Source organism: Pseudomonas benzenivorans (genome assembly GCF_024397895.1).
GTDB lineage: Bacteria > Pseudomonadota > Gammaproteobacteria > Pseudomonadales > Pseudomonadaceae > Aquipseudomonas > Aquipseudomonas benzenivorans_A.
The window spans coordinates 806,781-820,136 of the sequence record NZ_CP073346.1 but is presented as its reverse complement, the minus strand read 5'-3'; the positions used below and the strand labels follow the sequence as shown (position 1 = coordinate 820,136).

Genomic DNA, 13,356 nt, shown 5'->3' with positions numbered 1-13,356 from the left:
TTAGACTTTGGTAGGCTGGTCTTACCGCCTGGAAATGGGCCTGTGACTACCGGGTCCAATTAGGGTAATAACCCAACTTTTCGTGGGCGATCGCGTCGTGGGCCGGGACCAGCGTCAGTGCGCTTTCTTGGCTAAGCAGTTGCTGCAATCGCGCAAGTGTCGAGCGAGCCGCCGCGCGGTCGTGGTCGAGCATTCGGCTGCGGATCAAGCGCTGCTTTGGCGACTCTTCAGCGCTCTCCGGGAGCCCGCCGATATCACCGGGAAAGAAGAAACGGCGACCGTCCTCAAGGGTGACGAACAGGCCGACCGAGCCGGGGGTGTGGCCCTTTAGCGGTACCAGCACCAGGCTGCCATCGCCGAACAGGTCATGGCTTTGCTCGAATCCCATAAAAGGCCTGGGGAGGAAGTCGTAGGGCCGCCACTTGACCCCGTGGCGGAACTGACCGGACAGAACTGCCGGAGCACCGCCCGTCTGGCTGAACTCGATCTCCTCATAGGGGGCCCAGACCGGCACCTCTGGAAAGTCCGCCAGACCGGAAGCGCTATGCCAATGCACATGAGATAGCAGGATGCGATCGACCCGAACCCCGTGACGTTCGAGTTGATCGCGCACCGGCGCGACCTCGACACCCTTCAGCAGCGGCTTGTTGTACCAGGGCATCTCGTTGGCGAACTGGCTGTCGATCTGACGTCCCAGCGAGGTGTCGAACAATAGGGTCGCGGCATGGTGCTCGATCAGCACCGCCACATGGTCAGCCACCGCTCCCTGGCTTTCCTGACTCCTCGCCAAGCTGAATGCATCCAGGGGGCGGGTCTCGGCCGTCTTCACCAGGCTGAAGCGCACGCCGCCGGCTTCGCTGATCAGGCTGGTGAGGCCAAGCGTCAGGGCGATCAGCAGATTGACCATGCCCATCACGGCACTCCTCGGAAGCAGTGTCCGGGCTTGCCGGGCGTGTGAACTGTGCAGGTTGAACGACTGGTGCGGGTTGGCGCGATCGGCAGGCTGGTTCAGCTCGAACGGGTTCATTGCGCTACTCCTGCGGAGTGAGGTGACGGCTTGAATAATAAACAGACAGGTCTGTATAGTTCAAGTGTCTTCTGTCCCGGACTCCCGGTTCGTTGCTTTCCGGTCCGCGCATGGCCTGCGCATAATGGCGACTCATGGAGGTAGTAGATGGCATCGACTAAACGCGAGCAGCTGCTCAACACCGCGCTGGAGCTGTTCTATCGCGAGGGTTACCACAGCACCGGCATCGACCGCATCCTGGCCGAGTCCGGGGTGGCGAAGATGACCCTGTACAAGCATTTCAAGTCCAAGGACGAGCTGATTCTCGCCGCCTTGCAGACGCAGCATGAAGAGATCAGCGAGCGGATGCGTCGCGCCCAGCAGCGCCTGACGCCGCGCGAGGCCATACTGGGGGCTTTCGATGGCGTGCATCGCTGGTTACATGAGCAGGGCTTCTGCGGCTGTCTGTTCCTGCATGCAGCGGCGGAGTTTCACGACCGCAGCAACCCGATTCACCTGCAGGCCGCCGAACAGAAACGCTTTGTGCTGACTTACTTTCGCACCGCCCTGGAGTCCCTGGGAGTGGGCGAGGCTGAAGCCGAGGCCCTGGCTGCGCAGTTGCAGTTTCTGGTCGAGGGCGCGATCAGCATGGCGCACATCTATGGACCAGGCGACCAGGCCCTGCAGGCGAAGGCGGCTGCCGAGCGGCTGCTGGCCGCTGCCGGCGTTTGAGGGCGCCTGCGCCGGATTGACTCAAGCGTGAGGCCGTCCAGAAGGATTGTGGATGCCTGCCAGGTGACGGTCGATTGTGCCAGGGATCGCACAGGCGCTTTGGCCTCGGGGAGCGGCTGCGGTAGCCTGGTGCTAGACTGCTTTTCTCGTGTTTTCTGGATGTGTGCGGATGCTCCCTGAATGCCAACTATTCGGCACCCTTGGCTGCCATCTATGTGAAGTGGCGGAAGCGCTGCTGATGCCGTTCGTCGAGCATGGTTTGCTGGTGGAACTGGTCGACATCGCCGAGCAGGAAGAGTGGGTCGAGCAGTACGGCCTGCGCATACCGGTGTTGCGCCGCTGCGATACCGGTGCCGAACTCGATTGGCCATTCGACGGCGAGCAGGTCGTGGCCTTTCTGCGTTGAGTCGTCGGCGGCCGGCAGCCGGGGCGAGACAAGCAGAATCAAAACCGCACCGTAAAGCGGATAAATGAACAGAATCAGAAGGGGTGGAGCCACGAATGAGTGGGGTGATGGGGGATGCGTTTTCGCTGCTGTTGTTTCGACTGCACAGTGGCCGGTTGCTGGGTATCAACCTGCTAAAGGTCAATGAGGTCATCGAGTGCCCGCCACTGACCAAATTGCCCAATCGTCATCCTCATGTGCGCGGTATCGCGACGCTGCGCGGCGCGGCGCTGACCGTCATCGACCTGGCTCGCGCGATCGGCGAGCCGGGCCGCAGTGATAGTCAGGACGGTTGCCTGATCCTCACCGAGCTCAGCCGCTCCCGCCAGGGACTGCACGTGCAGCGGGTCGAACGTATCGTCCAGTGCTCGACCGGCGATGTGCGACCGCCACCGGCGGGTACGGGCGCCAGAGCCTTTATCACCGGTGTGACCCAGATCGACGGCGCCATCGTGCAGATTCTCGATGTCGAGAAGGTGCTCCACGAACTCGCGCCTGTGACCCCGGCAGAACTCGACGTGCAAGTGCTCCCGGATACCGAGCGCCAGTTGCTGGCAGGCCGCCGCGTGCTGGTGGTGGACGACTCCCACGTGGCGTTGCAGCAGACCCTGGTCACCTTGCGCAAGCTTGATCTGGACTGCCAGGCAGTGCGCAGCGCCGCTGCGGCCATGGACTTGCTGCTCACCCAGCAGGCAGCGGGGCAGCCGATCGAAGTGCTGGTCTCGGATATCGAAATGCCGGAAATGGATGGCTACAGCCTGGTGCGGGAAATCCGTCGCAACCCCGAGATAGGTCAGACCTACGTGCTGCTGCATACCTCGCTGGACAGCACCATGAACACCGAGAAAGCGCGAGCGGTCGGTGCCAATGATGTGCTCACCAAATTTTCCACGGTGGACTTGAGCCAAGCCATGCTGCGCGCTTTTCAGCGCCTGGCCTGATCGTTCTGTCCGCTATTCGGGCCTCGCCTTGGCGGGGCTCGGCCTTGTTTCTGCGGACACAAGAAAGCCCGCACTAGGCGGGCTTCTTGGGGTGTTTCGTAGAGTGTTTGAGACTGCTAGAAACTGGGATTTGGTCGGAGAGACAGGATTCGAACCTGCGACCTTCTCGTCCCGAACGAGACGCGCTACCAAGCTGCGCTACACTCCGATAGGTGGAAATTGTACTGAAAAACTTTTGCTGCACAAGGGGTTAGGCTGTTTTTTTTTGGCTGAAGAGACGAAGCGACCAGCGGTTTCACCTCATACGGCAGCTCGCCAAGGCCGAATCGGCCGGGTGCAATGAGCGCTCAGCGTTCGTGGATGGTGCTCACTTGGTCCTTGTTCACCTGGGCGCGCGTACCGTCGAGCTGCTCGAACTCGTAGAAACCCGATGCCGCGTTGTAGCGTGGCTGATCCCGGGTCTGAAGCTCGCGACCATCGTTCAGGGTGATCACCGAAGGCGATGCGCAACCGACCAGCGTGGCCAGGCCCAAGGTCAGGAGGATCACCGGAAGGGTCCGTCGGGTCATGGAAGTGCTCCTTGGCTGAGGGGGTGTCTACCCTGCCTCAGACGAAAGAACACCGCTAAGGTTCCCGAGAATGGCGCGACCGGCGTGTCAGCCGGACAGCATCGTCGGCGTGTTCAGGTTAGCCAGGCGCGGGTCGTCCGGTGGGCAGTCGATCGCCACCGGCCCGAGTTCACGCATCCAGCGCTGGGGGCTGCGTTCGCCCGCCTGCCAGGCAGACTCCAGTGACTCGGTCAGGCTGGTGGGAATCAGGCAGAACAGCGGTTCCCAGTAGCCGCCTTGGCGCACGATGACCGGATGAGCGCCGGCGCTGCTCAGCAGGGCCTCGAGCAAGGCGCGATCGAGGCGCGGAGCGTCGCAGGGCAACACCAGTAAATAGGAATGGCGGGCCGCTTTAAGGCCGGCACGAATGCCGGCCAAGGGGCCCTGGAAGTCCTGGTCGTCGTCCTGCACCAGGCGATCGGCGAAGCTGGCATAGCGTTCGGCGTTGCGGTTGCACGAGATGATCAGGTCGTCCGTCAGCGGGCGCACCAGTTCATGCAGCCAGGCGATCAACGGGCGACCCTGCCAGTCCAGCAGGCCTTTGTCGCGACCGCCCATGCGGCTTCCGCGGCCGCCGGCGAGCAGCAGCACGGAACAGGGCGGCGGGGCAGTAATGGCGGGCATGGCGAAGCCTCCAGAGGCGGGCCTGTGATATAACTTCCGGCATTATCCCCGATAACTGGAAACCTGCCATGAATCACAAGGCCGAGGCGGTATTCGTGCCGCTGAATATTGCCGTGCTGACCGTCAGCGACACGCGCAATCTGGACACCGATACCTCCGGTCAGCTGTTCGTCGACCGTTTGCAGGAAGCCGGACATCGACTGGCCGCCCGCCAGTTGCTGAAGGACGATCTGTACAAGATCCGCGCCCAGGTCGCCACCTGGATCGCCGAGGACGGCGTGCAGGTGGTGCTGATCACCGGAGGCACCGGTTTCACCGGTCGCGATAGCACCCCGGAAGCGGTCAGCTGCTTGCTGGACAAGCAGGTGGACGGCTTCGGCGAGCTGTTCCGGCAGATTTCAGTGGCCGATATCGGCACCTCGACCGTGCAGTCCCGCGCCCTGGCCGGCATGGCCAACGGCACCCTGGTGTGCTGCCTGCCGGGTTCGACCAATGCCTGCCGCACCGCCTGGGATGGCATCCTTGCCGAGCAACTGGATGCCCGTCACCGGCCCTGCAATTTCGTTGCCCACCTGAAGCAGGCGGACGCCTGCGAGAGCCGCGGATGAGTGCCGGCGATCGGCCCGGCCTGCTGCCGGTCGAGGAGGCGCTGGCGAAGTTGATGAGTCTGGCCGAATCGGCGCCGATCACCGAGGTCGAGCGGGTCGCCCTGGCCGACGCCGATGGCCGTGTGCTGGCTGCCCCGCTGATCGCCGGGCTGGATCTGCCGCCCTGGGCCAACAGCGCGATGGACGGCTATGCCCTGTGCCTGGCCGAATGGCGCGGCGAGCCCATGGCGGTGAGTCAGCGTATCCAGGCCGGCAGTGCGCCGAAGCCGCTGCAGCCGGGCAGCTGTGCGCGCATCTTCACCGGTGCGCCGCTGCCGGCCGGCGCCGATACCGTGGAAATGCAGGAGAACGTCGAGGTCGATGGCGTGGGTCGGGTGCGTTTTCGCGAGCCACTGAAGCTCGGGCAGAACGTCCGGCCGCAGGGCCAGGAAACCCGCGTCGGCGACCATGTGCTGCCGGCCGGCACCCGCCTGGGGCCGATCGAGTTGGGTCTGGCCGCCTCGCTCGGCATGGCCGAACTGCAGGTGCGACGCCGTCCGCGGGTGGCGGTGGTGTCCACCGGCGATGAGCTGGTCGAGCCGGGGCTGCCGCTGGGGCCGGGGCAGATCTACAACAGCAACCGCCGCCTGTTGATCACCTGGCTGCAGCGCCTGGGCTGTGCGGTGGTGGACGGGGGCATCCTGGCCGACGACCTCGCGCAAACCCGTGCCGCCTTGTCCGCGCTGAGCGACGTCGATCTGATCCTGTCCACCGGTGGTGTCTCGGTGGGCGAGGCGGACTTTCTCGGCGTGGCGCTGCGCGAGGAAGGCGAACTGACCCTGTGGAAGCTGGCGATCAAGCCGGGCAAACCCTTGACCTTCGGGCAGTTTCGCGGCGTGCCGGTACTCGGTTTGCCGGGCAATCCGGCCTCCACTCTGGTCACCTTCGGTCTGCTGGCACGGCCCTATCTGCTGCGCCGCCTCGGCGTGCAGCGGGTCGAGCCCTTGGGCTTCGCCATGCCTGCTGGCTTCACCTGGAGCAAGCCGGGCAAGCGGCGCGAATACTTGCGTGCGCGTCTCGAGGGCGGGCGGGTGGTGCCCTATCCGAACCAGAGTTCCGGGGTGCTGCGCAGCGCCGCCTGGGCCGAAGGCATTGCCGAGGTCCTGGAGGGAAGCACCCTGGTCGAGGGCGACAGCCTGCGCTTTATCCCCCTGAGCGAGATCCTCGGGTAGTGATGTGTGGCGCGCCGCGCCGCGGCCAAGCCTGGCTAAGGCTTCGCCGCGGCGCGTCCGGCCGCGCGGTACTCGCCGGGTGTCTGCCCGGTCCAGCCCTTGAAGCAGCGGTGGAAGGAGCGTGACTCGGTGAAGCCCAGGTAGCTGGCGATGTCCTGAATCGTCAGTTCGCTGCGCAGCAAGTAGTGCTCGGCCAGCTCCTGGCGCAGCTGATCGAGAATCTGCTGGTAGCTGGTGCCGGCAAGCTGCAGGTGGCGCTGCAGGGTACGCACCGTCATGTGGAACTTCTCCGCCACCCGTTCCTTGCGCGGCAGCCCGTCCTTGAGCAGCAGACGCAACGCGTTCTTCACCCGCAGCGGCAGGGGCTCGTCGTCGTTCAGCCCAGCCATCAGGGTCAGGGCATGCTCCTCGAGGGTGCGCAGCAGATTGGCGTCGGCCTGGCGCAGCGGCACCTGCAGGTATTCCTGCGGCACGATCAGCGCGTTGCACGCTTGCTGGAAACGCACCGGGCAGCCGAATACGGCCTGATACTCGGCCAGGGGCGCCTCGGACGGCAGCCCATGTTCGAACCAGACCTCATGGGGCGAGTAATCGGCATCGGCCATCCAGCGCGCGTACAGCAGCCAGGAGGCCAGCACGTTCTCCACCATGTGCCGGCGGATCTCCGCGCTCTGGTGGCGGCAGCTCCAGATCAGACGAACCTGCTCGCCAACCTCTTCCAGCCGGCTCACGCCCATGTCGCCCACCAGTTTCTCGTAGGGCACGATACGGCCCATGGCTTCGCCGAGGGTGGCGCAGTTCATGGCGATGTAGCCGAGTACGCTCCATGAACCCGGCTGCACGAAGCGCGCCGAGCGCAGGCCGAACAGCGGGTCACCGGACAGACGCAGCAGCTGTGCCAGCAACTGCTCATGGCTTTCGCCGGGCAGGCGCTTGCCGTTGTCACGCAGCGCCTCGGCGCTGATGCCCGCTGCTGCCAGCGCTGGCGCGACATCCAGCTCGAGCTGTTCGGCGTAGCGCAGGTACTTGAGCAGGGCGGGGACCGAGGTGTAACCGAGGTTTTCCATGGCGCCTTCTGGTGCGGTCTGTCTTGATTGGCGATAGGCACTGTCCCGATTCGACAGTGACCCCTTGCGGCGGCTGGCTAGTATAGGCAGCCAGTGAGGGTGTTCGGAATATCCACGGGGAGAGGCGCATGCGACGTTGGAACGGCTGGGGCGAGGAGAGTACCGAGGTGGCGTTGCCGGCCCATGGCCAGGGATTCCTCGCCGAGCGGGTGGGGCCGGGCCAGGTGCTGGTCGATGCGAGTCTCGATCAGGCGCTGGCCCGCGTGCCGGCGACCCGCCTGCCGGCCCATCCGCTGATCAGCCTGGATCCCGAGGAACGCCTGCGCCACGCCCGCGGCCAGAGCCTGCCGGACTGGCTGGCGATGCGCTCCGGCGAGTTCGGCATATTCCCCGATGGCGTTGCCTTCCCGGAAAGCGCCGAGCACATTCGCCAGCTGCTGGACTGGGCCCGTCAGCAGGATGCGGTGGTCATTCCCTACGGCGGCGGCACCTCGGTGGCCGGTCACATCAACCCACAGGCCGGTGACAGACCGGTGCTGACGGTGTCGCTGGCGCGCATGAACCGTCTGCTGGACATCGACGAGGACAGCCTGATCGCCACCTTCGGTCCCGGCGCCAACGGGCCCCAGGTCGAGAGCCAGTTGCGCGCCCGGGGCTACACCCTGGGTCACTTTCCGCAATCCTGGGAGCTGTCCACCCTCGGTGGTTGGGTCGCCAGCCGCTCCAGTGGCCAGCAGTCCCTGCGTTACGGACGCATCGAACAGCTGTTCGCCGGCGGCCGGGTGGAGACCTTCGCCGGCACCCTGGAAATCCCCTGTTTCCCGGCCTCCGCCGCCGGCCCTGATCTGCGCGAGATGGTGATGGGCTCGGAGGGGCGCTTCGGCATCATCTCCGAGGTCAAGGTGCGTATCAGCCGCCTGGCCGAGCAGGAGCGTTTCTATTCGGTGTTCATGCCCGACTGGCAGCAAGCCCTGCAGGGCATTCGCACCCTGGCGCAGGCCCGCGTGCCGCTGTCCATGCTGCGCCTGTCCAACGCCATCGAGACCCGCACCCAGCTGGCCCTGGCCGGTCATCCGCGGCAGATCGCCTGGCTGGAAAAGTACCTGGCCCTGCGCGGCGCGGGCGATGGCAAGTGCATGCTGACCTTCGGCGTCACTGGTAGCGGTGGGCAGAACGCCGCCTCACTGAAACAGGCCAAGCGCCTGCTCAAGGGCTTTGGCGGGGTGTTCACCGGCACCCGGCTGGGCAAGAAGTGGGCAGAGAACCGCTTTCGCTTTCCCTATCTGCGTCACGGCCTGTGGAGCGCCGGCTACGCGGTGGACACCCTGGAAACCGCCACCGACTGGAGCAATGTCGACAGCCTGCTGAACAAGGTCGAGGCCAGCCTGCGCGAGGAGCTGGCCGCAGAGGGGGAGCGGGTGCATGTGTTCACTCACCTGTCCCACGTATATGGCGAGGGTTCGAGCATCTATACCACCTACGTGTTCCGCCCCGGCGCCAGCTACCAGCAGGCCATGAGTCGCTGGCAGCGGCTGAAGCAGGCCGCCAGCCGGACCATCGCCGAGAACCGCGGCACCATCAGTCATCAGCATGGCGTCGGCCGCGATCACGCGCCTTACCTGGTGGCGGAAAAGGGCGAGCTGGGTCTGGCGGCGCTGCAGGCGCTGTCTGTGCATTTCGACCCGGAGCGTCGCCTGGCGCCCGGCGTGTTGCTCGAGGACTGAGTATGAGCGCCTGGAATGCCGCCTGGCGCGAGGCCGCGCTGCCCGAGCTGGCCGCCCGCGACTGGGACCTGATCGTGGTGGGCGGCGGTATCTGCGGAGCGGGCATCCTGCATGAGGCGGCGCGACGCGGCTGGAAGTGCCTGCTGCTGGAGCAGCGCGACTTCGCCTGGGGCACCTCCAGCCGATCGTCGAAGATGGTCCACGGCGGCCTGCGCTACATCGCCAAGGGGCGGCTGGGCCTGACCCGCGACTCGGTTCGCGAACGCCAGCGCCTGTTGCGCGAGGCCCCGGGCCTGGTCGAGCCGCTGAGTTTTCTGATGGCCCATTATCGCGGCGCCTTTCCCGGGCCCAAGGTCTTCGGTGGGCTGCTGGCGCTGTACGACGCCCTGGCCGGCAAGCGCAACCACCTGTACTACCCGCTGCAGCAGTTGCGCTACCTGGCGCCGGGCCTGAAGGAAGAGGGGCTGCTCGGCGCCACGTGCTTCTTCGACGCGGTGACTGACGATGCCCGCCTGGTCATGCGGGTATTGAGTGAAGCTCGCGGCGAGGGGGGCGAGGCGCTCAATGGACTGCGGGTGATCGATCTGGTGCGCGAACAGGCGCGGGTGGTCGGTCTGCGCGCGCAGGACCGGGAAAGTGGCCGGAACTTCGATTTTCGAGCCCGCGCCGTGACCCTGGCCACCGGGGCCTGGGCCGACCGCCTGCGCGGCAAACGCGGCCAGGAACATGTCCGTCCCTTGCGTGGCAGCCACCTGCTGGTGCCAGCCTGGCGCCTGCCGGTGGCCCATGCCTTCAGCTTCATGCACGCCGCGGATCGCCGTCCGGTGTTCGTCTTCCCTTGGGAAGGCGCGACGGTGGTCGGCACCACCGACCTGGATCATCGCGAGTCGCTGGACCGGGAGGCGCGCATCAGCGTCGAGGAGCTGAACTACCTGCTGGCCGCCTGCGCCCAGCAGTTCCCGGGCGCAGCCATCGGCGCTGAAGACGTGCTGTCCACCTGGGCGGGGGTGCGCCCGGTGGTCAGCGATGGCGCGCCCGGCCGCGAGCCCTCCGACGAGACGCGCGAGCATGCGCTCTGGGTCGAGCCTGGCTGCGTGACCCTGGCCGGCGGCAAGCTGACCACCTTTCGCCTGCTGGCCCTGGAGGTGCTGCGGGCCTGCGCCGCCTTCGTCGGCCGGCCTCTGGACGAGGGTGACGGCAGCCTGTTCCGCCCCTGCGCTGCGCCGCCGATGCCGCAGCTGAGCCCGGCCCAGCTGCGGCGCCTGGGTGGCCGCTACGGCCGCGATCTGCCGGGCGTGCTGGCGCTGCTGGATCAGCTCGGCGCCACGCGCCTGGCCGGCACCGATACCCACTGGGCCGAGCTGGCCTGGGCGGCGCAGCATGAGCTGGTCCTGCATCTCGACGACCTGCTGCTGCGGCGCACACGCATCGGGCTGCTGCTGGCGGGGGGCGGTGAGGCGCAGATGCCTCGCATTCGTCAGCTGTGTCAGGGGCGTCTGGGCTGGGACGATGGCCGCTGGACGCAGGAGGAGCGCGACTACCTGGCGCTCTGGCGCCAGTGCTACAGCCTGCCGCAACCGACCGAAAATCCATAAACCAGGGGCTGCACCTTGAGCGAACAAAGCTATCTGCTGGCCATCGATAACGGCACCCAGAGCGTGCGTGCCCTGCTGTTCGACCTGCAGGGCAACCTGGTCGGCAAGGGCAAGGTGGAGCTGCAGGCCTACTATTCCAAGGAGCCGGGCTGGGCCGAGCAGGATCCCGAGTATTACTGGACCAGCCTGGGCGAAGCCTGTCAGCGGCTGTGGCAGCAGGTCGATATCGACCGCAGCCGCATCAAGGGTGTGTCCCTGACCACCCAGCGCGGCACCCTGATCAACGTCGACGAGGCAGGGCAGCCGCTGCGCCCGGCCATGCTCTGGCTCGACCAGCGTCGTGCCGAGGTGCGGGGCAGGATCAAGGGGCCTTGGGGCTGGCTGCTCAAGCTGGCCCGGGCCGAGGACGCGGTGGCGCACTTTCGCGCCCAGGCCGAGGTCAACTGGATCGCCCAGCAGCAGCCGGAGGTCTGGGCCAGGACCCACAAGGTGCTGCTGCTGTCCGGCTTTCTCAGTCACCGGCTTTGCGGTCGTTTCGTCGACTCGCTGGCCAGTTGCGTCGCCTATCTGCCGTTCGACTACAAGCGGCTGAAATGGGCCGCGCCGGGCGACTGGAAGTGGCAGGCGATGCCGGTGCGCCGGGAGCAATTGCCGGACCTCTACGAGCCGGGCGAGCAACTGGGCCGCATCAGCGCCGAAGCCAGCCGCCACACCGGCATCCCCGAGGGGCTGCCGCTGATCGCCGCTGGCGCCGACAAGGCCTGCGAGGTGCTCGGCGCCGGCGGGGTCGAGCCGCATATCGCCTGCCTGTCGTACGGCACCACTGCGACCATCAACACCACGCGACGCAGCTACCTGGAGACCACGCCGCTGATTCCGCCTTATCCCGCGGCGATTCCCGGGCACTTCAACACCGAGGTGATGATCTTCCGCGGTTTCTGGATGGTCAGCTGGTTCAAGCAGGAGTTCGGCCTGCATGAGCTGCAGCGAGCCGGGGCGTTGGGCGTCGAACCCGAGGCGCTGTTCGACGAGCTGGTCAATTCGGTGCCGCCGGGCTCCATGGGCTTGATGCTGCAACCCTACTGGTCGCCAGGCGTGCGCGACCCTGGCCTGGAGGCCAAGGGCTCGATCATCGGCTTCGGCGACGTGCACACCCGGGCCCATCTCTATCGCGCCATTCTCGAAGGCCTGGCCTACGCCCTGCGCCAGGGCAAAGAACGGATCGAGAAGCGCTCGGGCAGCAAGATCACCTGTCTGCGGGTCTCGGGCGGTGGCTCGCAAAGCGATGCGGCGATGCAGCTGACCGCCGACATCTTCGGCCTGCCTGCCGAGCGCCCGCATACCTACGAGACCTCCGGGCTGGGCGCTGCCATCGACTGTGCAGTGGGCCTGGGGTTGTATTCAGACTTCCCTTCGGCGATCCAGGCGATGACCCGAGTGGGCCGGATTTTCCAGCCCAACCCCCCGGCTCGTCGACTCTATGAGCGCCTTTATCGGGAGGTCTATCTGCAGATGTACAAGCGGCTCAGGCCGTTGTACCTTCGCATCCGTGCCATCACCGGATACCCGGGTTAAGCGCGCGGACGCGTCGCATCCCGCTCGCTAGCGCACACATCATCCCGAATGACACGGAAGTTGGTCGCTGGACAAACCCAGGTTTGCCCGGCGGGCAGCGTCCTGGCGAGCGCGTTCTGCTGGTCTAAGGTTTCAGGGGCAAATGACGCGCCGATTCGCGGGTCCTGGTTTGAAAGTCGCCCCTTAGCGAAGGGCGCGCGCAACAATAAAAAGTGATCGAAAGGAAGGTCCGTTTGAAAGTATTGATTGTCGACGACTCGGCCATGTCGAGAAAGCTGGTGATGAAGGCGCTGCCTGATGAGCTCAACGCCGTGGTCACCCAGGCTGCCAATGGTCAGGAGGCGCTGGACGCCTACCACGCCGGGCATGCCGAGGTGATCTTCCTCGATTTGACGATGCCGGTGATGGACGGTTTCCGCACGCTGGAGTTGCTCAAGCGTGAGGATGCCAATGCCGTGGTTATCGTCATCAGTGCGGATATCCAGCCGCAGGCGCAGCAGCGGGTGCGCGAACTCGGCGCCGCGGCCTTCGTCAAGAAACCCATCACGCCTGAAGCCATGCAGGCGGCACTGCGCCAAATAGGGTTGATCTAAGATGACCAATCGACTGTCGGGTTTGAATGAAGATCAGCGCGATGCCCTGCAAGAGCTGATGAACGTGGCAATGGGGCAGGGCGCCGATCGCCTGGCACGCCTGACCGAGACGTTCGTCACCTTGTCCGTGCCGCGCATTCATCCGGTCGGCGTGGCCAATTCCGCGCTGCTGGAGCAGCTGATGCTCGCCAGCCAGCCGGTGATCATTACCCGTCAGTCCTTTCTCGGTCGCCTGCGCGGCGAAGTCATCGTGTGCTTCGGCGAGAACGGTGCCGATCAGCTCGCCGGCCTCATGGGCTATGAAGGCGCCGACAAGGGCGGCATGCAGGATGAGCTGGTGCTGGACGTCACCAACATCCTTTCCGGGGCCTGTATCAACGGACTGGCGCAGCAGGTGGACATGAAGGTCAGCTTCGGCTCGCCCTCGCTGTTTTCCCGCGGACGCTCGCTGCAGGAGGTCCTGGGCGGCCAGGAGTTGCGCGACCACCAGGCCCTGGTGCTGGAAATCCACTTCGAGGTGGCGACTCATAGCTTCTATTGCGACTTGCTGGTGTGCATCACCGAGGACACGGTCGATACCGTGATCGCGGCGCTCGACCAGATGCTCAGCGATATCTGAAGCTGTTC

14 protein-coding genes and 1 tRNA gene are annotated in these 13,356 nt (G+C 65.7%); 10 read left to right on the top strand and 5 right to left on the bottom strand.

The genetic code is table 11. The annotated features are described in order from the left end of the window. Positions 1-46: 46 nt before the first annotated feature. Entirely contained in the window at positions 47-913 is an 867-nt protein-coding gene (locus KDW96_RS03765) for an MBL fold metallo-hydrolase (RefSeq protein ID WP_370295498.1), read from the bottom strand. A gap of 261 nt (positions 914-1,174) precedes the next feature. Between KDW96_RS03765 and KDW96_RS03760 the strand changes: the two genes are divergently transcribed. The 3 genes from KDW96_RS03760 (at position 1,175) to KDW96_RS03750 (ending at position 3,124) form a co-directional block, all read left to right on the top strand. Next, complete coding sequence (locus tag KDW96_RS03760) at positions 1,175-1,738, top strand: TetR/AcrR family transcriptional regulator (RefSeq protein WP_255839085.1); 564 nt, start codon at positions 1,175-1,177, stop codon at positions 1,736-1,738. Positions 1,739-1,907: 169 nt separating this feature from the next. Beyond that, entirely contained in the window at positions 1,908-2,144 is a 237-nt protein-coding gene (locus KDW96_RS03755; RefSeq protein WP_255839084.1) for a glutaredoxin family protein, read from the top strand. 95 nt (positions 2,145-2,239) lie between these two features. After that, entirely contained in the window at positions 2,240-3,124 is an 885-nt protein-coding gene (locus tag KDW96_RS03750) for a chemotaxis protein CheV (protein ID WP_255839083.1), read from the top strand. 131 nt (positions 3,125-3,255) lie between these two features. On the opposite strand, the gene KDW96_RS03745 is transcribed toward KDW96_RS03750, so the two are convergent. From KDW96_RS03745 to mobA, 3 genes are all read right to left on the bottom strand, one after another. Continuing rightward, a tRNA-Pro gene (locus tag KDW96_RS03745) sits at positions 3,256-3,332 on the bottom strand. 139 nt (positions 3,333-3,471) lie between these two features. Continuing rightward, positions 3,472-3,693: a YgdI/YgdR family lipoprotein gene (locus tag KDW96_RS03740; protein ID WP_255839082.1), complete on the bottom strand. Its 222-nt coding sequence runs from the start codon at positions 3,691-3,693 to the stop codon at positions 3,472-3,474. A gap of 87 nt (positions 3,694-3,780) precedes the next feature. Continuing rightward, complete coding sequence (mobA, locus tag KDW96_RS03735; protein ID WP_255839081.1) at positions 3,781-4,356, bottom strand: molybdenum cofactor guanylyltransferase MobA; 576 nt, start codon at positions 4,354-4,356, stop codon at positions 3,781-3,783. 68 nt (positions 4,357-4,424) lie between these two features. Between mobA and moaB the strand changes: the two genes are divergently transcribed. Beyond that, entirely contained in the window at positions 4,425-4,964 is a 540-nt protein-coding gene (gene moaB, locus KDW96_RS03730; protein WP_255839080.1) for a molybdenum cofactor biosynthesis protein B, read from the top strand. Continuing rightward, the gene (locus KDW96_RS03725; RefSeq protein WP_255839079.1) at positions 4,961-6,175 is read left to right on the top strand and encodes a molybdopterin molybdotransferase MoeA; all 1,215 of its coding nucleotides are present in this window, start codon (positions 4,961-4,963) and stop codon (positions 6,173-6,175) included. Before moaB ends, KDW96_RS03725 begins: the two co-directional genes overlap by 4 nt. A 35-nt stretch (positions 6,176-6,210) precedes the next feature. Here the strand turns inward: KDW96_RS03725 and gliR are convergent, their stop codons facing one another. Continuing rightward, positions 6,211-7,242, bottom strand: a complete 1,032-nt coding sequence (gene gliR / locus KDW96_RS03720; RefSeq protein ID WP_255839078.1) for an AraC family transcriptional regulator GliR — start codon at positions 7,240-7,242, stop codon at positions 6,211-6,213. Positions 7,243-7,370: 128 nt separating this feature from the next. On the opposite strand from gliR, the gene KDW96_RS03715 reads away from it, so the two are divergent. From KDW96_RS03715 to KDW96_RS03695, 5 genes are all read left to right on the top strand, one after another. Then, positions 7,371-8,966 (top strand): FAD-binding oxidoreductase, encoded by a 1,596-nt coding sequence (locus tag KDW96_RS03715; protein WP_255839077.1) that lies wholly within the window; start codon positions 7,371-7,373, stop codon positions 8,964-8,966. Between the two features lie 2 nt (positions 8,967-8,968). Further along, positions 8,969-10,561: a glycerol-3-phosphate dehydrogenase/oxidase gene (locus KDW96_RS03710; protein WP_255839076.1), complete on the top strand. Its 1,593-nt coding sequence runs from the start codon at positions 8,969-8,971 to the stop codon at positions 10,559-10,561. Between the two features lie 15 nt (positions 10,562-10,576). Next, the gene (locus KDW96_RS03705; RefSeq protein ID WP_255839075.1) at positions 10,577-12,136 is read left to right on the top strand and encodes an FGGY-family carbohydrate kinase; all 1,560 of its coding nucleotides are present in this window, start codon (positions 10,577-10,579) and stop codon (positions 12,134-12,136) included. Between the two features lie 233 nt (positions 12,137-12,369). Next, entirely contained in the window at positions 12,370-12,729 is a 360-nt protein-coding gene (locus KDW96_RS03700) for a response regulator (protein WP_255839074.1), read from the top strand. 1 nt (position 12,730) lies between these two features. Next, complete coding sequence (locus tag KDW96_RS03695) at positions 12,731-13,348, top strand: hypothetical protein (protein WP_255839073.1); 618 nt, start codon at positions 12,731-12,733, stop codon at positions 13,346-13,348. The last annotated feature ends 8 nt before the right edge of the window (positions 13,349-13,356 follow it).